The following is a 23,542-nucleotide window of genomic DNA, read 5'->3' on the forward strand; positions in this document are numbered from 1 at the left end:
ATCCGCCGGCGCTTCGGGTCACAAACCCGGCGCCAGAAGATTGCCGTGTGTCTACAGACCCGGCAGTCGCAGCCGATCGGGACCACCCTGGCGCTGTCATCCCCGCGCAGGTTGTTCCTCGTCGTTGACCCTCAAATGGAAGTAGAGGTTTCAATTGGTCACGCGGTTTGCAATCGTCGATGCAGTGAACGGGGCGATGTCTGTCGCCAACGATTCAGCCCACTTTCCCGCTGCCTGCGCCGACCGCGCGGCGGTGTTCTTCTCCAGCCTGTCTCCCCCCGACTTTTTACGTGTGCCCGCGTTCAACGCGAGTCTGCACGCGCGCGCCGCGCCATCCTCCTGAATTCGAATGACCGTACCGGCACCTGATGCCGGGGCCTGACTGGCAGGGCGCGTGCTGTCGCTGCCTGATCACAAAAATAATGTAGTCATGGACGGTAGCCTCCGATGCTCGACAACACTTCCTTGCGTGGGACGAATCCCGCGCAGCCCGATGTTTCCTCTTTGAAACCGTTCGATGCAGATCTGTGCGTACACGGTCTGTTTGAAGCGCAGGTGCTGCGCAACCCCGAGGCGATTGCCGCGCGCTGGCAGCAGGAGACGCTCAGTTACCGTGAACTGAACACCCGCGCCAATCGGCTGGCCCATCATTTGCGCCACCTCGGGGTCGGGCCGGACGTGCGAGTTGGGCTGTGTCTGGAGCGTTCGCTGGATATGTTGGTCGGCGTGCTCGCGGTGCTTAAGGCTGGCGGCGCCTATGTGCCGCTGGACCCGGCGTATCCGCAGGTGCGGCTGGCGCACATGCTGGCTGACAGTGCACCGCCGGTGGTGCTGACTCACGGCCAGGCGCGCGATGTTTTGCGGGCGGCGCTCGAACAGTCGGCGACTGCACCGACTGTGCTGGATCTGGCCGACGCCAGTGATTGGGCTTCGCTCCCGGCAGACAACCTCGATCCTCAGGCGATCGGCCTGACACCCCGGCATCTGGCTTACGTGATCTACACCTCCGGCTCCACCGGCACCCCGAAAGGCGTGATGGTCGAGCATCGCGGACTGGTCGCCGTGAGCGCCGACTGGGCGCAGCTCTATGGATTGGGCGAGTCGATCAACCACCTGCAGATGGCTGGTTTTTCCTTCGACGTGTTCAGCGCCGACCTGATCCGGGCGCTGGGTTTTGGCGGCACGATGGTGCTCTGTCCACGGGACACCCTGATGGACCCGCTGGCTCTGTATCGGCTGATGCGCGAGGCGCAGATTGGCTTTGCCGACTTCGTGCCGGCGCTGCTCAATCCGCTGTTGGCGTGGGTCGAAGAGAGCGGCCATGACCTGTCGTTCCTGCGCACCGTGGTCTGCGGCTCCGACATCTGGACCGCCCACAGCGCGCGGCAATTGCGCAGGCTTTGCGGTGAGCAGGTGCAGATCGTCCAGGCCTATGGCGTGACCGAAGCGAGCATCGACAGCACCTGTTTCGAGTTCACCGACAGCAGCCAGATCGACGCGGTGCTGCCCATCGGCCGGGCACTGCCCAATACCCGGATTTACCTGCTCGATGCTGACCGCAAACCGGTTGCCGAGGGTGTTGCGGGAGAGTTGTACATCGGCGGCGTCGGCGTGGCGCGCGGTTATCTGAACCTGCCACAACTCACCAGCGAGCGTTTCATCGACAACCCGTTCGTGGCGGGCGAACGCCTTTACCGCACCGGGGATATGGCGCGGTATCGGGTCGACGGCCAACTGGAATTCCTCGGCCGCAACGACTCCCAGACCAAGTTGCGCGGCCTGCGTCTGGAACTGGGGGAAATCGAAACCCGGCTGGCGGACATTGCGGGCGTGCGGGAAAACGTGGTGTTGCTGCGCCAAGACAGTCCCGGTGAGCCGCGTCTGGTCGCCTACTACTGCGAAAAACCAGACACCACTTTGAGCCCGCGCTCACTGCGCGAACAGCTGCAAATCAGCCTGCCGGACTACATGGTGCCGACCGCCTTCGTGCGTCTCGATGCACTGCCGCTGACCGCCAACGGCAAGGTCGACCGTCCCGGTCTGCCGGCACCGGACGCCGAGGCGTTCGATCAGCAGGAATACCAGGCACCCCAAGGCTCGCTGGAAACCGCAATCGCCGCGATCTGGGCCGACGTGCTCGGCGTCGAGCGGGTCGGGCGTCAGGATCAGTTCTTCGCCCTCGGTGGTCACTCGCTGCTGGTGATGCGCGTGCTGGCGCAAGTTCGCCATACGCTGGGGCTGGAAGTCGCGCCTTCGACGCTGTTTGCCGCGCCGGTTCTGGCGGAGTTCGCCGAACGGCTGCAAGCCAGTCAGGCTGCGGCTCGCCCGGCCATCACGGCCCTTGAACGCTCGGGCGCGCAAACGTTGTCGTCTGCTCAGCAGCGCCTGTGGTTTCTGGCGCAAATGGAGGGTGGCAACGCGGCGTATCACATGCCGCTGAACCTGCGTTTGCGCGGTTCGCTGGACGTGCCGGCACTCGAACGCAGCTTCAATCAACTGGTGGCGCGCCACGCTGCGCTGCGCACGACGTTCATCGCCGTTGAAGGGGAAGGGCGTCAACTGGTTTCGCCGCTGGCGCACAGCGTCCGGCTGACGGTGACTGAAGTGCAGGGGCACGATGCGCAGGCGCGTCTGAGCCGCTTGATCGACGAGGAGGGCGCCCGGCCGTTCGACCTGAGCCGGGGCCCGCTGATGCGGGTCAGCCTGCTGCGGCTGGCGGCGGATGACCATGTGTTGCTGCTGACCCAGCATCACATCATCTCCGACGGCTGGTCGATGGGCGTGCTCACCCGCGAGCTGGGTCAGCTGTACGCGGCGGCTTTGCTGGATCGCGACGATCCGCTGCCGCCCTTGCCGGTTCAGTACGTGGATTACGCCGTGTGGCAAAAGCAGTGGCTGACCGGCGACGTGCTGGAGCAGCAGAGCCGTTACTGGCGCGAAACCCTGACGGGCGCGCCGGTATTGCTGGAATTGCCGACCGATCACAAGCGTCCGCCCGTGCAGGATTACCTCGGCGGTTTTGTCCCGCTGGTGTTTGACGCCACCCTGACCGCACGCCTGAAAGCATTGGGCATGCAGCAAGGCACCACGCTGTTCATGAATCTGCTGGCCGGTTTTTCGCTGCTGCTGTCGCGCCTGTCGGGGCAGAGCGATGTGGTGATCGGCGTGCCATCGGCCAACCGCCCGCAGCAGGAGCTGGAAGGGCTGATCGGTTTCTTCGTCAACACCCTGGCGCTGCGCATGACTCAGTCGGGTACGCCGTCGGTGGCGCAATGGCTGCAACAGGCGCGGCAAGTGGCGCTGGACGCTCAGGAACATCAGGACCTGCCGTTCGAGCAAGTGGTGGAATTGCTCAACCCGCCGCGCAGTCTGGCCCACAGTCCGCTGTTCCAGGTGCTGTTTGCCTGGGAACAGGATCAGGATTCCGATCTGCTGCTGACCGGGCTGGATGTCACGCCGGTCGAGAGCAGTCATCACGTCGCCAAGTTCGATCTGCAACTGGCGCTCCATGAGCGAGACGGGCAGATCGTCGGAGGTCTGGAATATGCCTCGGGCCTGTTCGAGCGCAGCACCGTCGAGCAGTTCGGCGAGTACCTGCGTCGGGTGCTGACGCAGATGGTCGAGGACAGCCAACAGTCGCTGGCGAGGATCAAGCTGCTCAGCGCCGAGCAACACCAGCAGATCGTTCATGACTGGAACCGCACCGCGCGCGATACCGCGTCGTTGCCCGGTTGCGTGGCGCGCTTCGAATCCCATGCCCGGCAAACGCCTGATGCCGTGGCGCTGCTCGCTGACCGTGAGCAACTGAGTTACGGCGAACTGAACCGTGCCGCCAACCGCCTCGCGCATTACCTGATCGAACAAGGCGTCGGCCCCGAGCATCGCGTCGGCCTGTGCCTGGAACGCTCGCCGCAAATGGTCATCGGCCTGCTGGCGACCCTCAAGGCTGGCGCGGCGTACGTGCCGTTCGACCCTGCTTATCCGAGCGAACGTCTGGCGTTCATGTTCAGCGATGCCGCGCCGACCTTGCTGTTGACGCAATCAAGCCTGATGGCCGGGCTGCCGGCCAACGAGGCGAAAATCTGCTGCCTGGACACCGACGCAGCGCAATGGGCGCAACACCCGACTGATGATCCGCACGTCACGGTGAGCCCGGAAAACCTCGGCTACGTGCTCTACACCTCCGGCTCCACCGGACGCCCGAAAGGCGTGGCCCACAGCCGCCGCGCGCTGGACAACCTGATTGCTTGGCAGCTCGATCAAGCCACTGCACCACAGCGCGTGCTGCAATTCGCCTCGCTGAACTTCGACGTCTCGTTCCAGGAAATCTGCAGCACGCTCTGCCAGGGCGGCAGCCTGTTGCTGATGACCGAGGACAGCCGCAAGGACCTCGCCGCGCTGCGCCCGACGCTGGTGGCCGAAGGCGTGCAGCGGGCGTTCCTGCCGTTCGCCGTGTTGCAGCAACTCGCCGGCCTGACCGAGGCCGATGCACCGATGCCGGTCGGTGGGTGCGAGATCATCACCGCCGGTGAAGCCCTGCAAATCAATGACGAGCTGCGCGGTTTTGTCCGTGGGCTCGGTGGTGTGCAACTGCACAACCAGTACGGGCCGACCGAAACCCATGTGGTCAGCCAGTTCAGCCTTGACTGCAACGAGGCCGAATTTTGGCCGGACGCGCCGCCCATCGGTCGTCCCATCGCCAATGCGCGGCTCTACGTGCTGGACGAGCATCTGAATCCGGTCCCGGTTGGCGTGGCGGGCGAGTTGTACATCGCCGGCGCCTGCCTGGCTCGTGGCTATCTGAACCGCCCGGACCTGACCGCCGAACGCTTCCTGCCGGACCCGTTCAGTGCCGAACCGGGCGCGCGGATGTACCGCAGCGGCGACCTCGCGAAATTCCAGTCCGACGGCAACGTGCAGTACCTGGGGCGCATCGACCAACAGGTGAAACTGCGCGGCTTCCGCATCGAACTCGGTGAGATCGACAGCTTGTTGCATCAACAACCCGGCGTACAGGAAGCCGCTGTGTTGCTGCGTGAAGACGTGGCCGGAGACAAGCGTCTGGTGGCCTACGTGGTCGGCACCGCGACCAGTGAATTCCTGCGTGCCGAACTGCAACGCCAGTTGCCCGAACACATGATCCCGAGCGCCTGGGTCCGGCTCTCGCAATTGCCGCTGACCCGCAACGGCAAGCTCGACCGCCAAGCGCTGCCGGCACCAGAACGCAGTGCCGGAGCGACTTACGAGGCGCCGCGAAACAACATTGAACGGCAAATGGCCGAGATCTGGGCCGAAGTACTCAAGTGCGAGCGGGTCGGCATCCACGACAACTTCTTCGACCTTGGCGGCCACTCGCTGCTGGCGACGCGGATGATCTACGCGATCAACCAGCGAATGGGCGCGCAACTGTCCCTGAGCAGCCTGTTCCAGACCCCGGTGTTGCTGGATCTGGCGGCGCAGGTCTCGCGTGAAGAGCAGAGCGTTGAACCGGCGTTCATCCAGATCGAGCCGGATCGCGCTAATCGACATGAACCGTTCCCTCTGACCGATATCCAGCAAGCCTACTGGTTCGGTCGCGAGGCCACGGTCAGCCTCGGTGGCGTCAGTGCTCACGGCTACGAAGAGCTGCGTATTCCCGGGTTCGACGCCGAGCGTTTCGAACAAGCCTTGAACCGCATGATCCAGCGCCACGACATGCTGCGTGTGGTGTTCCTCAGCGACGGCACGCAACAGGTGCTGGCGCAGGTGCCGACCTATCGCATGCCCCGCAGCGATCTGCGCGGTATGCCTGCCGACGTGGCGCAGCGCACGCTGGAAGCGACCCGTGAACGTCAGTCGCATCAGGTGCTGGACGCCAGTCGCTGGCCGCTGTTCGAGTTCAGCCTGTCGCTGCTCGATGACGGCATCACTCATCTGCACATCAGCCTCGACGCGCTGATCGTCGACGCCGCGAGCACGCAGATTCTCGCTCGCGAACTCATGGCCTTCTACGTCGACCCTACGTTTGAGCTGGCCGAACCGGGCCTGACCTTTCGCGACTATGTGCTAGCCGAACAACAGCTGCGTATCGGTCGCCGCTACGAACAGGCGCTGGGCTACTGGCGCGAACGTGTGACCACTCTTGCCCCGGCACCGGATCTGCCGCTGGTGCGCCAACCCGAAAGCATCGCCAACCCGCACTTCACCCGCCGCGACCGCGACATGTCTGCCGCGCAGTGGACGCAACTCAAAGCCGTCGCCAAACAGTTTGCGGTGACGCCGTCGGTGATGTTGCTGACTGCGTTCAGCGAAGTGCTGGCGCTGTGGAGCCGCACGCCGCGTTTCACCCTGAGCCTGCCGCTGTTCAACCGTATGCCGCTGCACACCGATGTCGACGAAATCATCGGCGACTTCACCTCATTGGTACTGCTGGAAGTCGGCATCGACGGAACACAAACCTTTACCGACAAGGCCCGCGCGGTGCAGGCGCAACTGTGGCGCGACATCGACCATTCGGTGGTCAGCGGCGTGCGGGTGCTGCGCGAATTGTCCCAGGCCCGGGGCGTGCAGCAGACGGCGATGCCGATCGTGTTCAACAGCACACTGTCGGAAGCGGCACCGGAGCTGGCCGAATTCAATCTGGCCGACGCGTTGAACGCCCGGCACATGCACAGCATCACCCAGACCCCGCAAGTGTGGCTCGACCACACCTTGCTGGAGCTGGAAGGGCGCCTGCTGTTCAACTGGGACAGCATCGACGAACTGTTCCCGCAAGGCATGATCGAGCAGATGTTCGTCGCCTATAACACCCTGCTCGACAGCCTCTGCGAACCGGCAGCCTGGGGCGCGAACACCCCACAGCTGTTGCCGCAGGCACATTTGCCGGCGCCGGTCGACATTCAGCAAACCCTGCCGCTGATGCACGAACTGTTCGAACGTCAGGCCCTCGCCACACCGGATGCACTGGCGGTGATCGGCACACGACAGCTGACGTACGCCCAGCTTCGCTTTGAGGCCCGGCAACTCGGCGCCCGACTGCAAGCGCAGGGCGTGGTGCCGAACCGCTTGGTGGCGGTAGTGATGGAGCGCGGCTGGGAACAAGTGGTCGCAACCCTGGCGATTCTGTATGCCGGCGGCGCTTACCTGCCGATCGAACCGACTCAGCCGGCGGAAAGGCTGCGGCATATTCTGGAACGGGCCGAGGCGAGTCTGGCCCTGACCCAACCGGCGCTGCTCGACAAGATCGAATGGCCAGCGCAGGTCACGGCCATTGCCGTGACCGATGAAGTTTCAAACGATGGACTGTCACTGCAACCGATGCAGGTGAACGAAAGCGACCTCGCTTACGTGATCTACACCTCCGGTTCCACCGGTCAGCCGAAAGGCGTGGTGATCGACCATCGCGGCGCGGTCAACACCTTGCTCGACATCAACCGGCGCTTTGCCGTCGGCCCGAGCGACCGCGTATTGGCGATCTCGTCGCTGAGCTTCGACTTGTCGGTCTATGACTTCTTCGGCACGTTGGCGGTGGGCGCGGCGGTGGTCATCCTCGACCCGCAACTGACCCTCGATCCGGTGCACTGGCTCGAATTGATCAAGTGTCATCACGTCAGCCTGTGGAACTCGGTGCCGGCGCTGCTCGGCATGCTGGTCGAGTACGTGGAGGGCGAGGGCGGCGCGTTGCCTGCCAGCCTGCGGGTGGCGATGCTGTCCGGCGACTGGATTCCCCTGACCTTGCCTGAGCGGGCCTGGGCTTTGCAGCCGAAGCTGCAACTGATCAGCCTGGGCGGCGCCACCGAGGCGTCGATCTGGTCGATCTATTATCCGGTGCAGCACGTCGACCCGGCCTGGCGCAGCATTCCCTACGGCAAGGCCCTCGATCATCAGCGTTTCTACGTGCTGGATGAAGCGCTGCAAGTGCGCCCGACCTGGGTCGCGGGGCAGCTGTACATCGGCGGCATTGGTCTGGCGAAAGGTTACTGGCGCGATGAAAAACTCAGCGCGGGCAGTTTCTTCGATCATCCACTGACCGGCGAGCGGCTGTATCGCACCGGCGACCTGGGGTGTTTGCTGCCGGACGGCAACATCGAGTTCCTCGGTCGCGAAGACAATCAGGTCAAGGTCCAGGGTTATCGCATCGAGCTGGGCGAGATCGAAGCTGCGCTCAATCGCCATCCCGGCGTGCAGAGCGCGGTGGTGCGGATTCTTGGCAGCACGCTGGGCGAGAAGCGGCTGGCGGGTTATGTGCTCAAGGCCGATCCGGCGTTGCAGGCCAGGGATTTCAGCGCGTACCTGAGCGACAAACTGCCGGCCTACATGATTCCGGCGTCGTTCACCTTCGTCGATGCGTGGCCGTTGTCGTCCAACGGCAAGGTCGACAAGAAGCGCCTGCCGGAGCCGGAGCACATCGAGGAGCAAGGTCCGGCGCTGGAAGTCGACGGGCCGCAGGAACAGCGACTGGTGGAAATCGTGCAGGACGTGCTCAAGCGCGAATCCATCGCCGCCAACGCCAACCTGCTGAACCTCGGCGCGACCTCGATCGATATCGTGCGGATCAGCAACGCCTTGTCCGGCGCCTTGCAGTTCCGTCCGCACGTGGCGCAACTGCTGGCCCAGCCGACGTTGCTGCATCTGCTTGGCATGTACCGCCAGAACCGGGCGCGTCAGGATCTGCTCGGCAACGTGCAGCAGGCTCCGGAACCAGCGCAGGAAATCATCGAGGATCCCCAGCAGCGGGCGCAGTTCAAAGCCGAACAGCGTGGGCGCCGCGACTTCGCTCAAGCCTTGCCGGCAGTGGCACTGGATCTGCCGCAGGACCCGGTCTTCACCCGGCGTTTGAGCGATTACCGCTCGGTGCGTCGATACGATCTGCAACCGATCGCCACCCAGGCCTTCGCCCATGTACTGGCGGCGCTGGCCCAAGGGCAACTAGACGGTGAAGTGAAATACCAGTTCCCGTCGGCGGGTGGTCTGTACCCGATTCAGGCGTACCTCTACATCAAAGCGGATCGCGTGCTCGGCGTGGCCGGTGGCGCGTATTACTACGATCCCCGCCAGCATCGTTTGCTGGCGCTACAGAGCGGATTGCTCGACCCGGACACGTACGACTATTTCGTCAACCGCCCGGTGTACGAGAACGCCGCGTTCTCGCTGTTCTTCATCGCCGACATGGCCGCGATCCGCCCGCTGTATGGCGAGCGCAGCCGCGACTTCTGCCATATCGAAAGCGGCGCCATGGCCCAGTTGCTGAGCATGACGGCCGTCGAACACGGCCTGGGTCTGTGCGGCATCGGCTCGGTCGAGGAACAACAACTGACGACGCTGTTCGATCTGGGGCCAAGCCATGAATTGATCTACTCGATGATCGGCGGGCTGCGCACGGCCGATGAACAACACCGCGCGCCGGTCGAGGCGTTTGCCATCGAGCCTGTGACCGCAAGCCTGGACGACGAAGACATGGAGGAGTTCGAAGTATGAATGCCGATCAATTGCTGGCGTTGTTCGCTCGCCATGGCGTGGTGCTCGAAGTGGACGGTGACAAGTTGCGCTGCAAGGCGCCGCGCGGGTTTCTCACCGAAGAACTGACCCAGGCGCTCAAGACTCACAAACAGGAACTGATTGCCTTGCTCGGCGGGCACGATGACGCGGCGATTCCCCGCCGCGCCGGCGAGCACGCGTCCTGGCCGTTGTCGTTCTCGCAGCGGCAACTGTGGTTTCTCGATCAACTGGAACCCGGCAACCCGTTCTACAACGTGCCCACAGCGGTGACGCTCAAAGGGCAGTTGAACGTCGCGCAGCTGGAGCGGGCGCTGAACCAACTGGTGGCTCGCCACGAAGTCCTGCGCACGACGTTTGGCAGCGTGGACGGTGAACCGCGTCAGGTGGTGCACCCGTCGATGCCGCTGTCGTTGTCGGTGACGGATCTGCGCCATTTGTCTGCCGAAGAGCGCGAGCAGCACGTACGATCCGCCGTCGAGCAGGACGCCCGGGCGCCATTCGATCTGGCCACCGGCCCATTGCTGCGGGCATCGTTATTGCGCGTGGCCGACGACGAACATCTGTGGCTGTACAGCGTGCACCACATCATCGCCGACGGCTGGTCGATGGGCGTGATCTTGCATGAAGTCGCCACGCTGTACGGCGATTATCTGCGCGGCGAAACCCCGACGCTTGCGCCGCTGCCGGTGCAATACGCTGACTACGCCTGCTGGCAGCAACAGCGCATCGGCGGTGCGGCGCTGGATGCTCAGCTCGATTACTGGCGGCGCACCCTGGACGACGCGCCGTTGTTGTCGACCTTGCCCGCCGACCGGCCGCGCCCGCTGGTGCAGCGCTATGTCGGCGCCACGTTCAGTTCCTCCGTCGATGGCGGCACCTTGCGCGAACTCACGGCGCTGGCCCGGCAGACTCAGGGCACGTTGTTCAACGTGTTGCTGGGCGCTTTGGCGGTATTGCTGTGGCGCCACGGCGGTCAGCAGGATCTGTGCATCGGCACGCCGTTTGCCAACCGCAATCGTCCGGAAGTCGAGCCGCTGATCGGCCATTTCGTCAACACGCTGGTGCTGCGTCAGCGCCTGAATCCGCAGCAGACCTTCGCCGAACTGTTGCGTGAGGTGCGTGGCCAGATGCTTGACGTTCACGCCCATCAGGACGTGCCGTTCGACCGCGTGGTCGAGGCCGTCAATCCGCAGCGCGATCCCGGTCATTCGCCGTTGTTCCAGGTGATGCTGGTGTTGCAGAACACGCCGGGCAACGCGGTGCAGATGCCTGGCCTGGAACTGGCGCCGTACTGCACCAGCAGTGCCACGGCCAAGTTCGACCTGGCGTTCGAATGGGTCGAGCGGGCAGGTCGGCTGGACTTGCTGGTGGAATACAACACCGACCTCTACGACATCGCAACCATCGAACGCCTGAGCGGGCACTACCGCCACTTGCTCGAACAGATCGCCGCCGACGCCAAGCAACCGATAAATGCCTTGCCGCTGATGAATGAGGCGGAGCGTCAGCAAGTGCTGGTGGACTTCAACCGTGCCGCACCACTGACGCAAGCGGCGCCCTGCGTGCATCAACTGGTCGACGCGCAGGCCGCGAGCAACCCTCAGGCCTGCGCAGTGGTCTTCGAGGACGAATCCCTGAGTTACGCCGAACTCAATGCCCGGGCCAACCGACTGGCGCGGTATTTGCGCACCTTGGGCGTCGGCCCGGATGTGCGCGTGGCGGTGTGCATCGAGCGTTCGCTGGAGTTGCCGGTGGCGCTGCTGGCGGTGCTCAAGGCCGGTGGCGCCTACGTGCCGCTGGATCCGGATTATCCGTTGGGACGCCTGAGCCATATGCTCGGCGACAGCAAGCCGGCGGTGCTGCTGACCCTCGGTTCTGCGCACGGGATTTTGCGTCAGGCCGTGCAAGGGTCGAACTGGGAAGCGCCAATCCTCGACCTCGAAAAGGACGCCGCGAGCTGGGCGTCGTTGTCTGCCGACAATCTCGATCCACGCAATGTCGGTGTCACCCCTGATCATCTCGCCTACGTGATCTACACCTCCGGCACCACCGGTTTGCCCAAGGGCGCGATGGTCGCTCACCGTGGCTTGAGCAACCTGCTGCTGTGGTGTTTGCAGGTCTGCGGCGAAGCGGGGGCGATGCTGCACAAGATTCCGTTCGGCTTCGACGCCTCGGCCTGGGAGACTTTCTGGCCGCTCGCAACCGGCGGGCGGCTGGTGATCGCGCGGCCCGGTGGGCATTACGAACCGGCGTATCTGGCGCGCGAGGTGCGCGAGCAGCAGGTTACGGCGCTGGTGTTCGTGCCGGCGATGTTGCAGCTGTTTCTGGAAGTCGACGAGGTCAGCCAGTGTACGTCGCTGACCGATGTGTTCAGCGGCGGCGGTGAACTGCCGCCAGCCCTGGCGCGGCGCTTTCAGGAACGTCTGCCCCATGCGCGGCTGCACAACGTCTACGGCCCGACCGAAACCACGGTGATCAACAGCATCTGGACGCTGGAGCCCGGCGCCGAGGTGCCGGCCCGGCAATTGCCGATCGGTCGGCCGATTTCCAACAACCGCTTCTATGTTCTCGATGACCGCGACCAGCCGGTGCCGGTGGGCGTGACCGGGCATCTGCACATCGGCGGCGTGGGCGTGGCCCGGGGTTATCTGGGGCTGGCGCAGCTGAGTGCCGAGCGCTTTATCGATAATCCATTTGTGGCAGGTGATCGGCTCTACCGCAGCGGCGATCTGGCGCGTTATCGCCCGGACGGTCAGCTGGAATTTCTCGGTCGCAACGATTTTCAGGTCAAGTTGCGCGGTGTGCGCCTGGAGCTGGGCGAGATCGAAGCCCGGCTCGAAGCGTTTCCCGGCATCCGCAGCGCCGTAGTGCTGATGGTCGGCGAAGCGGCGCAGGATCAGCGCTTGGTGGCCTGCTGTGTGGTGGCCGAACTCGTGGACGAAGCAGCGGTGCACGCCCATCTGGCGACAACCCTGCCCAGAGCCGTAATCCCCGGCAGCTATCTGTGGCTCGATGCCTTGCCGCTGACTGCCAATGGCAAAGTCGACCGTGCGGCGCTGACAGCGTTGGCAGACGAAGAAATGGTCAACCGTCAGGTCAACCTGAGCAGCCCGCGCGATCACATCGAACTGGCGCTGTACCAGATCTGGAAAAGCCTGTTGCTGGCGCCGCAGATCGGCATTCGCGACAACTTCTTCAATGTCGGCGGCACCTCCATTGCTGCTATCAAAATGGCCCATGAAATCAGCCAGCAGTTCGCGGTCGAAGTGCCGGTGCGCGTGGTGCTCAGCTACCCGACCATCGAGGCGCTGGGCGGCTGGTTGCGGGTCGGGGCCAATCCGGCGTTGGCCCAGAGCAACCTGATCGAATTCCGTCGTGGCAGCGGCCAGCACAACGTAGTGTGCATTCACCCGGCGGGCGGCACGGCGTTCTGTTACCTGTCGCTGGCCAAGGTGCTGCCGGATGAAACCGGCGTCTATGGGGTGCAATCGCCGGGGCTGAATCCGGGGGAGAGTACCGAACCGACGGTCGAAGCGATGGCCGAGGCTTACTTGCGCCAGATCGAGCCGTTGACGCAGCAACCGCTGATCCTCACCGGGCTGTCGTTCGGTGGTCTGGTGGCCTATGAGATGGCGCGGCGGTTGACGGCGGCGGGGCATCGTCAGGTGACGGTGGTGCTGCTCGACACCCAGGGCAGCGACGACCCGGGTTTCCGCGAGCAGATCGGCACCGTGGACATGGCCGAGTTCCGCGACAAGCTGGTGCGTTTCAACGGCATGTACCCCGGCATCGAAGACGCCCAGGTCGAACGCTACTTCAACATCTACAACCACAACCGGCTGGCCATGGCCGCCTATGACTGCGCGCCGCGCGCCGGTCGTGTGGTGCTGATTCAGGCACGGGAAGATTTCAGTAGCCATCAACTGCATGAACTGCGCGGCTTCTGGCGTCGCCGCGCAGGCCACGGCTATCTGGCGAAACTGGTCAGCGGCGGGCACTGGGACATGCTCGAAAGCGCGGAAATCCATCGGGTCTCGCAAATCATCCGTCGGGAGCTGCAACGCTTCGACGCGCAGGAGGCGAAATGATGAGTGCGTCCAAAGACATGCCGTTGCTTGCGCGTTTTGCCGAGCAAGTGCGGCGTAATCCGCAAGCCCCGGCGGTGATTGATCAGTCGGTCACGCTGACTTACGCCGAACTGGCCAGCGCCAGCGAACGCATTGCCCGAGGGTTGCTGGCGCGCGGTGTCGAACCCGGCCAGTCGCTGGCGTTGTGCATGCCGCGTTGCTGGCAATGGTTGGCGGCGATTCTCGGCGCGTTGAAGGTCGGTGCAGTGGTGGTGCCGCTGGATCGAGCGAGCCCGCGCAAGCGTCGGGAGTTGATGCTGGCGGATGCGGCGTGTGTCGGCCTGATTACCCTGGATGAAGAACCGCTGTGGTCAGCGTCGTTGTGGCAAACCAGCGTCGAGGCCTTGCTCGATCAGCCGGACGCTCCGCCGCAAACATTGGCCGAAGACTTCGCCGAGGTGATGTTTCTGTTCTACACCTCGGGCACCACCGGCACCCCGAAAGCGGTCGAGGTTGGCGAACGCGGCTTGCTGCGGCTGGCGCACAGCGACGGCTATATCGAGATTCGCCCGACGGACCGGTTTGCCTGCCTGTCCAACCCGGCGTTCGATGCGTGCAGTTTCGAGCTGTGGGCGCCGCTGCTCAACGGCGGCTGCTGCGTGATGATCGCCGATGAGGACGTGCTGGATGCGCGACGTCTGGCCGAAGTGCTGGAGCGAACGCAGGTCGACAATCTGTTCATGACGGTGTCGCTGTTCAACACGTTGATTGCCGAGTGGCCGTCGTGTTTTTCCAGCGTGCGGCAGGTGCTGATCGGCGGTGAGCAGATCAGCGCTGCCGCCGTACGCGGATGGTATCGGACCAATCCTGAGAGCCGCTGCCGGATTTTCAACGTCTATGGCCCCACCGAGTGCACCACGTTTGCCTTGTGCTGGCCGATCAGCCGCGACTTTGCCGGTGACTCGGCGCCGATTGGCCGACCGTTGCCGGATACCGGCGTGTTGGTGCTGGATGAGCAGCAACGTCCGGTGCCGGCGGGCGAGGTGGGCGAGCTGTATTTGAGTGGCAGCGGTGTTGCCCGTGGCTATCGCAACCGGCCCGAAGAAACCGCCCGTCAGTTTGTTCGTTTGCCCGACCTCGACGGTGGTGCGCAGGTGCATTACCGCACCGGTGATCTGGTGCGGCGCAACGCCGAAGGCTTGATCGAGTATCTGGGGCGGGTCGACCGGCAGGTGAAGATTCGCGGCTTCCGGATCGAACCGGGGGAGGTGGAGCAACGGCTGCTGGAGTATCCGGGCGTGGCGCAGGCGTACGTCTGCACCCGGCGTCAGGCGGCGGAGGATCATCAGTTGCTGGCGTTCATCGTGCCGCGCGGGGATCTGGACTATCACGCCTTCGAGAACCATCTGCGGGCGCAACTGGCGCCGTATATGCGGCCGCATCAGTTGTTCCTGCTGGAGCGCCTGCCGCTGACCGCCAATGGCAAGATCGACCGTGACGGCTTGCTGGCCCAAGGGTTGAGTCCGTGGCATCCAGTTCGGGCGGCTACGGATAACGAAAGCGTTTCACCGGCGCTGGACTGGTTGCTGAGTCAGGCCCGTTCGCTGCTCGGCCAACCGGCCCTGAGTGCGCAGGATGACTGGCTGGGCAGCGGCGGCGATTCGCTCAAGGCCATGCGCCTGCGTTCGGCGATTCGTGTTCGTTGGCAGCGTGAGGTCGTTCTCGACACGTTGCTTAACGAGCCTTTCTCGTCATTGGCTGAACAACTGACCGGTGAGCGGAACTGCGATTCGATCTACCCGCCCGCGCCTCCGATCAGTAACGCCAAACGCCTGCCGGCCACTGCCGAACAGCGCCGTTTGTGGCTGTTGCAACAACGCTCGCCGACCTCGACTGCCTACAGCGTGCCGCTGATTCTGCACCTGGCGGCGGGTGTCGAAGTCGCGGCACTGGCCGAAGCCGTTGGACGTCTGGTATTGCGTCATCCGGGGTTGCGCACTGCATTCGTAGCGGGTGCCGACGGACTCGATCAAGTAATCGCCGAGCAGGGGCCGACCTGTCGCACCTTCGCAGTCGGGCATTTCACCGAGGACAACTGGCATGCCTTCGCAGAACTGGTGTTCACCGCGCCGTTCGACCTGACTACGCCCAACCTGTTTCAGGCCTGGCTGTTGCCGTTCGCCGATGGCAGCTGCCGGCTGTTGCTGAACCTGCATCACATCATCGTCGATGGCTGGTCGGTGAACCTGTTGTTCGATGACCTGACGCAGCTTTACGCCGATATCCTGCAAGGCCACGACAGCCCGCATCCCGCTGCCCGATTGACGACGCTGGAGTTTGGCCAGTGGCAGCGCCAGTGGAGCGTTGATCCGCATTATCGCGACCAGCGACGTGCCCTGGCCGAGTTGCATCGGCGTCATGAAGAGCCATCGCCTGCATTGATGCCAATGCGCGAAATCAGCCCGGACGCGCGGTTGCACCGAGAACTCTTGGGCACCCTGAGGAGCGCTGCCCTCGAACGTTTTTGCACCCAACAACGGCTGACCCGTTTCGAAGTGCTGTTCAGTGTCTTCGCCTGGAGCCTGTACGCCCTGACCGGGTGCGAGCGGCCACGGATCGCCAGCCCGGTGTCCAACCGGCCGCTGGCGGAGTTCGAAGACACCGTCGGCATGTTTGCCAACACCGTGCTGATTCCCACTGGCGTGGAAAACGCATTGTCCCTGAGCGAGCAGTTGCGCAAGCAGACCGCCACCGTGCGCGAAGTGCTGGCGTTGCAGGACGTGGCGCTGGCGGATCTGGTGGAAGACCTGCGGCTGTCGTCGAGCCCCTTGCTGTTCGATTTCATGTTCGTGCTGGAAAACACCGATTACGCCGCACTGGCTGACTCGAACCTGCACGCCACGCTGGAATTCAACGAGCAGTTGCACGCCAAGTGCCCGCTGACGTTGTTGATGGTGGGGAGCGGGTCGCAACTGGAATGCTGGTGGGAATATCAGTGCAGCTATTTCGATGCCGAACAGGTGCGGGCGGTGAGCGCACTGTTCCGCCGAGGCTTGGACCTGTTGCTGGAAAGCCCGGCGGCCAAGCTCGACGATTTGCTGGGTCCGTATCGACTTGGTTTGCCACCCGCCAGCGAAGGTCCGCAGATTGCGCTGCCGTTCAACACATTGGCGGATGGGTTCGAGCATCAAGTGCATTACACGCCGGAGGCGGTTGCGCTGGTTCAAGGCCAGCAGCGCCTCAGCTACAGCGAACTGAATACGCGGGCCGATGCTCTTGCGGCAAACCTGATCGAGCGCCATCCGTTGCCGACCGGGAACGCGCCGCTGCATGTCGTGCTGTTCCTCGATGCCTCGGTGGAGCACATCGTCGCCTTGCTGGCGCTGGCCAAACTCAACCTGACCGCCGTGCCGCTGGATCCCGCCTATCCGGTGGCGATCCAGCGTCAGGTACTGGAGCAGGCGCAGCCGCTTTGTGTGCTGTTCAGCGACGCGACCAATGCTGCACTCGACGACCTGAACGCCGGACGATTCGCCACGCATCGGGTCGATCTGCACGCCGATGCCAAAGCGTTCGAACGTCCGCGCCACGCCGGCGAGCGGCCGCTTTACACGCTGTTCACCTCCGGATCGACCGGCACGCCGAAAGGTGTGCAAGTGTCGGAGCGCACCCTGTGCAACCTGCTGCAATGGCAGCGCACCGAAGGGCAGTTGCCGGCGAAAGCGGTAACGTTGCAGTTCTCGATGCTGTCGTTCGATGTGTCGTTTCAGGAGATTTTCAGCACCCTGTGCGGGGGCGGCTGTTATCACCTGATCACGCCGCGCTGGCGTCAGGATGCAGAGGCGTTGCTGGATTACATGGTCGAGGCGCGGATCGAGCGCCTGTTCCTGCCGTACGTGGCCTTGCAGCATCTGGCGCAAACCGCCGTGACCCGGGGCATTTACCCGCCGGCGTTGCGTGAGGTAATCACGGCCGGCGAGCAACTGCTCTGCACGGAGGCGCTGCGTAACTGGTTCGGCGGCATGCCGCAGGCCTCGCTGTTCAACCACTATGGCCCGACTGAAACCCATGTGGTCAGCGCCTTGCGCCTGCCGCCCGTGGCGCGGGACTGGCCGTTGCGAGCGCCGATCGGTCATGCCGTCGGCAATGCGCGGTTGCTGCTGGTGGATGAGCACGACCGCCCGGTGCCGATGGGCAGTCGCGGCTATCTGCTGGTGGCCGGGCCGATGGTTGCCCGTTGCTATCTGGCTGATCCTTCGCTGAACGCCGCGCGGTTTGTCGAGCTGGCAGACGGCTGTTTGTACTACCGCACCGGCGATCTGGCGTGGGTCGATGCCCAAGGCTGCCTGCATTACCTGGGACGTGACGATCAGCAGATCAAACTCAGCGGCCATCGTCTGGAGCTGGGGCAAATCGAGGCGGCGCTGATGCAGGTGCCGGAAGTGGTCAACGCGGTGGTCGCGGTTCAGGCCGATCCGCCACGGCTGATCGCCTGGCTGCAACTCGATGGCCAACCTGCAAAGTCGCAAGCGCTGGATCGTCAGGTCGCGCGGTGGCTGCCGGCCCATGTGCGAATCGATGAATACCGACGGATCGACCGCTGGCCACGCACACCCAGCGGCAAGATCGACCGCAAGGCCTTGTCGACTCTGGGCGAGGCGCTGGAGCGACGCAACACGCCACAACCGGTTGTTCAATTAAGTGCGCTGGAGCGGCAACTGAGCGAGTTGTTCCAGGCCGTGATCGGCCGTGACATCGAGCCGGAGCAGACCTTCTTCGAGGCCGGCGCCACCAGCCTCGGCTTGATGCGTTTGCATGGCCGTTACGCCGAAGAGCTGCCGCACAAGGTGACGATGGCCGATCTGTTCGAACACGTCACGGTGCGGCGTCTGGCGGCGCATCTGTCGACCGGGCCGGTGGACGTGGCGGAGCGTATACGGCAGACCGATGCAGGCCATCAGCCGATGGCGATCATCGGCATGTCGGTCAATGTGGCCGGGGCGCAGAACCTGTCCGAGTTCTGGGCGATGGTGCAAGGCAACGAGCTCGGCATTGAGCACTTTGCTGCCGAAGAAGGCCTGGTCGGCGCCCGCAGCCAACTGGCGGGCATGCTCGATTTCGATCCCGAGTACTTCGGTATCAGCCGCCAGGAAGCGCGGCTGATGGACCCGCAACAGCGGCATCTGCTGATGGCGTGCGTGCAGGCCCTGCAACACGCGGCCATCGTCCCGTGGGCGGACGGCCCGCGCATCGGCCTGATCGCCAGTTGCGGCGAAACCACGTACTTCCAGCAGATGCTGCGCGAGACTGCCGAAGACGATTTACCGGATGGCTTTCAATTGGCGCTGCACCACGACAAGGATTTTCTGGCGACCAAAGCCGCGTATCACCTGGACCTCAATGGCCCGGCCCTCAGCGTGCAGGCCGCTTGCGGCAGTTCGCTGATCGCCGTGCATCTGGCCAGTTCGATGCTGCGTCAGGGCGACAGTGACGTGATGCTCGCAGCCGGGGTGCTGATCGACCCGACCCTGACCGAGGGTTACCGGCATCGCTCGCAGCACATCTTCTCCGCCGACGGTCTGTGTCGTCCGTTCAGCGACGACGCCAGCGGCACTCTCGGTGCCAGCGGTTACGGGGTGGTGGTGCTCAAACCGTTGGCCAAGGCGCGGGCCGATGGCGACCGGATCTATGCGTTGGTCGAGGGCTCGGCGTTGAACAACGATGGCCGGGCCAAAATGAGTTACACCGCGCCGTCAGTGGCCGGGCAGAGCGCGGTCATCCGCGATGCCCTGAGCCGGGCCGGGTTGACCGGTGCCGACATCGGCTACATCGAGGCCCACGGTACCGGAACTTTGTTGGGCGATCCGATCGAGGTCGCGGCGTTGACCAAGGCTTTCGGCGACGCACCGGTCGGTCAGTGCGCATTGGCTTCGGTGAAGAGCCAGATCGGTCATCTGGGCGCGGCGGCGGGGGTGGTCGGACTGATTCGCGCCAGCCTTGCGGTGTTCCATGGCGTGCTGCCGCCGAACCTCGGATTTGGCCGGATCAACCCGCAGATCGATCTGGAGCATTCGCCGTTCTATGTGCCGACCACCTCGCGGCCATGGCCGGAAGGTCGGCGACGACTGGCTGGTGTCAGCAGTTTCGGGATTGGAGGGACCAATGCGCATGTCATCGTCGGCGCTGCGCCCATGGCGCAGGAAAGTATCGAGGAAACGTTGCCGTTGCTGATGATCTCGGCCCACAGTCGAGCGGAGTTGCTGCGCGATATCGTGGCGATTCGTGAATACCTGCAAACCAATCCTGAGCAGCACACCGCGTTGCTGCGGCACTTGCAGTCAGGTCGCCGGCAACTGCGCTGGCGCTTCGGGATGGTCTGCCTGCCGAGTGACGACATTCCGTTGCAGCCAACAGCGATCAAAGAGGTCACGGTCTCAAGTGCGCAGTTGATCTCGCGTGATCAATCGCCGCAGGAACTGCTGGACGCCTGGTACGAAGGCGCGAATATCCAATGGCCGCAGCGCTCGGCACCGCCACCTTGGGATCTGCCGCCGTCGTCGTTCGATCTTCAGCCGTATCGTTTCCAGACTCTCGTGGCTAACCAACCTGACGCGACAGCCCTTGAGCGACAACCGCTGACGGACTGGTTTCACCAACGTCAGTGGCTGCGCACCCGGCGCCTGAGCGCGACAGCGACGGTCGGATCCCGTGAGGTGCTGATTCTGTGCAGCCATGTGGCGCCGGAATCGACATTGCTGACGAGCTTGAACGCTGTGTACCGACGCGTGATTCAAGTGCGCGCCGGCAACGGCTTCAAGCGCTTGAGCCCGGACCGTTTCGAGCTTGATCCGCTGGACACCGAAGCCCTCAACCGTTTGCTCGCCGAGGTTGAAGAACCTGAACTCGGCGAACTCGACTGGCTGCATGCCTTGCCGCTGGCGGTGTCGGGCGCGGTCAACGAGCAAAGTCTGGATCTGGCGCAGTGGGCCTGCCTGGACACGGTCAGTGCGTTGATGCAGGCCTGGGGGCAAACCCCGCGCACGACACGGCTGCGGCTCTGGTTGATGTCATGGCAGGCATGTCCGGTGGACGGCGAAGTGCGACGTCCTGAGCTGGCAGCGCTGGCCGGCATCACCGAAGTGGTGCCGCAGGAATACCCGGTGCGTTGCCACTGGCTGGATTTGCCGTCGTCACGACTCGAAACGCAGGCCGGCGAGTTGGCAGCGTTGCTTGCCGATCCTTCGTCGTTGCCTCGACGAATGGCGGTGCGCGACGGTTACCTGTGGCAGCCACGCTTGATGCCCCAGCCATTGACCGGCCCGACAACGACGTCAGGGCTTCTACCGGAAGACGGTACGTTTCTGGTACTGGGCGGCAGCGGCGGCATCGGCCGGACCTTGTGCGAACACCTGCTAAAGGCACCCGCGCGCCGTGTGGTGCTGATCTCGCGCCAAGGGCAATTGCCTGAATCGCTGGCGGCGTACGCTTCGCGGATCGACTGCATCAAAGCGGACATCGCTGACCTGCCGCGCTGGCCACAGACTCTCGATCAACTGGCCGTACGCTACGGTCGCCTGAGCGGGGTGATTCACGCGGCGGGCGTCGGTGCAGGCAGCCTGATTCGTCACCGCGATGCCCGGCAAATGGCCGAGGCGATGGCCGCCAAAACTCGCGGCATGCTGGTGGTCGAAGCCTTGATCGAACACCTGACACCGGATTTTGTCCTGTACTGCTCGTCGATGTCGGCACTGTTCGGCGGCGCGGGGCATCTGGACTACGCAGCGGCCAGCGGGGTGCTCGACGGTTTCACCCACTATCGCCCGAACCCCGCCGACACTTGCCTGCGCCTCGTAATCAACTGGGACATCTGGCGCGACATCGGCATGGCCACCACCAGTAACGGCGCAGACGCCGCGCATCTGGAGCATCTGACGGTGGGGTTGTCGGCCGAAGAGGGCTGTCGGGTGTTCGATCTGGCGATGGCGACCCAGCTGCCGCAACTGCTGATCTCCACCACCGGCATCGACACGGCGCGGCGGTTTTATCCGGTTCGTCACGGTGCTGTGGCCACCCCGGTCGAGGCGCCGAAGGGCGTGGATCTTTCGACGCGTTTGCGTGAGTGCCTGTGCAAGTGGCTCGGTGTGGCCGAGCTGGAAGATGACGATTCGCTGTACGACCTGGGCGCTGATTCGCTGACGCTGCTCGACCTGATCGACGAACTGCAAGCGGCCACCGGCGAGGTGTTCCAGCTGTCGCAATTCAGCCACAAGGTCAGCCTGAGCGAGGTGCTGGGACTGGTCTCGACCGCTACGGTTGAAGAAGTGCCCCACGGCTGGCGCGACGCAGTGCGGATCGATCAATGGCATGCCGGAGCCGGGCGTGACTGGCTGTACCTGATCCACCCGGTGGGCGGCGATGTTCAGGCCTATCGGGAACTGGTGTCGGCGCTGCCGGCGGAACTGGGCGTGTGTGTGATCGCCGACCCGGCGCTGCGCCTGCCGCAGTTGCCGAACATCAGCGTGGAGGAGCGTGCACGCTGGTATCTGGAGGCAATCAAGACCCACCTTCCGCACGGCTGCGCTTGGCGGCTGGCAGGCTGGTCCTTCGGCGCATGGGTGGCGCAGGCGCTGTGTCATCAGGCCCAGGCTGACGGATTCAGACAACCGTTGTTGTACCTGATCGACCCACCCGCGCCGGATGCCGGGGCGGAACTGGCCGGGATCGACGAGCAGACCATCGAGCAGGTGTTCCAGCGCGAGTTTGCCCAGCGCTGGCCGGCGGTCGAAGGGCAGGGCATGACCGAAGAGCGTCAGGCGTATCTGCAACGGCTGACGGTGTGCTGCCGCAACAACATGACCAGCATGATCGACTTCCAGCCGCCGGTGCTGGCGACCACAGCGGTGCGGCTGTTCATCGCCGGGCACGCCAATCCTTATGGGCTGGGCAACGACTGGAGCCCGGACGACCTGCAACGCAACTGGCACGCCTTGTTGCCGCAGTTGCGCAGCTGGCAAACCCTGGACACCGATCACTACGGCATCGTTGCGGGCCGCTGGGCGCGGTTGCTGGCTGAAGTCATCGGTACGGATGAGCCTTCGCCATGAATGAACCGATCTCGATGCCGCCATGGTGGCTGGCCCTGACCAGGGTGTTGTGTGAAGCCGAACTGGACGAGGCCTTGCGTCTGCGCTTGAGCCGACTCCACGGACAGGTGCCGTTTCAGCTGTTCCATCTCTGGCAGGCCGACGTGGTCATGCCGATGCTCGGCGAAGCCTTGCCAGAACATCAGCAAGCGCTGCTCGCTCTGCAAAGCCTGCATCAACGGGCGGCGCTCGGCGTGATCGGGCGTCAGGGCGAATGGCGGGCCACGCTCAAACCGGTGTTGCTGGCGCTGTATCACAAGGCCTATGCCTACGACGCGGCTTACGCCAAGGCACACGCCAGTGCGCTGACCTACGGCCTCGCACCGGCCAACAGCGCCATGATTGCCGAGCACTTCGGTGATGCCGAGGCGTTCGCCGAGTATTACGCGCAATTGAATACCGAGGCCGCCGCCACCGCGTTTGCCCACGCTCATGCCAGCGCCAATGCCGAGGTGTCGGCCCGGGCTTTCGCGGACGACGATGCAGACACCTGCGCTCAGGTCTGCGGGGCGTCCGTGCGGGTTTACGTCGGGGCTTGCGCGCAGACCGATGAACAACGAAATGCCGTATTCAACCAACTCGCCGCCGGGCTCGAGCGAAGCCTGGCCACGCTGCAATCCCGTTCAACAGGAGAACGACATGAATGACGCACAACTGCAATTCGATGTGGTGATCAACGCTCAGGGCCAGTATTCCCTGTGGCCGGCGGGCAAGCCGATGGCCAGCGGCTGGAGCGAGGCGGGGATGCGCGGCGAGCGTCAGGTCTGTCTGGATTACATCAACGAGCACTGGATCGACATGCGCCCGCGTTCGCTGCGCGAGCAGTCATCGGTGTCGTTCCAATAAAAAAGGTGA

5 protein-coding genes are annotated in these 23,542 nt (G+C 64.1%); all 5 read left to right on the forward strand.

Going from position 1 to position 23,542, the window contains the following annotated elements; all coding sequences use genetic code 11:
• Positions 1–447 precede the first annotated feature (447 nt).
• Genes LOY31_RS11990 through LOY31_RS12010 form a run of 5 tightly spaced genes read left to right on the forward strand, consistent with a single transcriptional unit; the run spans position 448 to position 23,533 of the window.
• A complete protein-coding gene (locus tag LOY31_RS11990; RefSeq protein ID WP_258713326.1) occupies positions 448–9,456 on the forward strand; it encodes a non-ribosomal peptide synthetase in 9,009 nt (3,002 codons plus the stop codon).
• Positions 9,453–13,565 carry an amino acid adenylation domain-containing protein gene (locus LOY31_RS11995; protein ID WP_258713327.1) on the forward strand — a complete coding sequence of 1,371 codons (4,113 nt, stop codon included), beginning with the start codon at positions 9,453–9,455 and terminating at the stop codon, positions 13,563–13,565. The genes LOY31_RS11990 and LOY31_RS11995 overlap by 4 nt, the downstream gene beginning before the upstream one ends.
• Positions 13,562–22,648 carry a non-ribosomal peptide synthetase gene (locus tag LOY31_RS12000; RefSeq protein ID WP_258713328.1) on the forward strand — a complete coding sequence of 3,029 codons (9,087 nt, stop codon included), beginning with the start codon at positions 13,562–13,564 and terminating at the stop codon, positions 22,646–22,648. Before LOY31_RS11995 ends, LOY31_RS12000 begins: the two co-directional genes overlap by 4 nt.
• Positions 22,645–23,334, forward strand: a complete 690-nt coding sequence (locus LOY31_RS12005) for a hypothetical protein (RefSeq protein WP_258713329.1) — start codon at positions 22,645–22,647, stop codon at positions 23,332–23,334. Before LOY31_RS12000 ends, LOY31_RS12005 begins: the two co-directional genes overlap by 4 nt.
• On the forward strand, positions 23,327–23,533 hold the full coding sequence (locus tag LOY31_RS12010; protein WP_011333696.1) for an MbtH family NRPS accessory protein: 207 nt from the start codon (positions 23,327–23,329) through the stop codon (positions 23,531–23,533). The genes LOY31_RS12005 and LOY31_RS12010 overlap by 8 nt, the downstream gene beginning before the upstream one ends.
• The last annotated feature ends 9 nt before the right edge of the window (positions 23,534–23,542 follow it).

This window comes from Pseudomonas sp. B21-021 (assembly GCF_024749205.1).
Classification (GTDB): domain Bacteria; phylum Pseudomonadota; class Gammaproteobacteria; order Pseudomonadales; family Pseudomonadaceae; genus Aquipseudomonas; species Aquipseudomonas paraglycinae.

Bases quoted from the DNA above. Each gene is read 5' to 3' on its own strand.
- LOY31_RS11990 (WP_258713326.1), top strand. From the start codon at position 448: ATGCTCGACAACACTTCCTTGCGTGGGACGAATCCCGCGCAGCCCGAT.
- LOY31_RS11995 (WP_258713327.1), top strand. From the start codon at position 9,453: ATGAATGCCGATCAATTGCTGGCGTTGTTCGCTCGCCATGGCGTGGTG.
- LOY31_RS12000 (WP_258713328.1), top strand. From the start codon at position 13,562: ATGATGAGTGCGTCCAAAGACATGCCGTTGCTTGCGCGTTTTGCCGAG.
- LOY31_RS12005 (WP_258713329.1), top strand. From the start codon at position 22,645: ATGAATGAACCGATCTCGATGCCGCCATGGTGGCTGGCCCTGACCAGG.
- LOY31_RS12010 (WP_011333696.1), top strand. From the start codon at position 23,327: ATGAATGACGCACAACTGCAATTCGATGTGGTGATCAACGCTCAGGGC.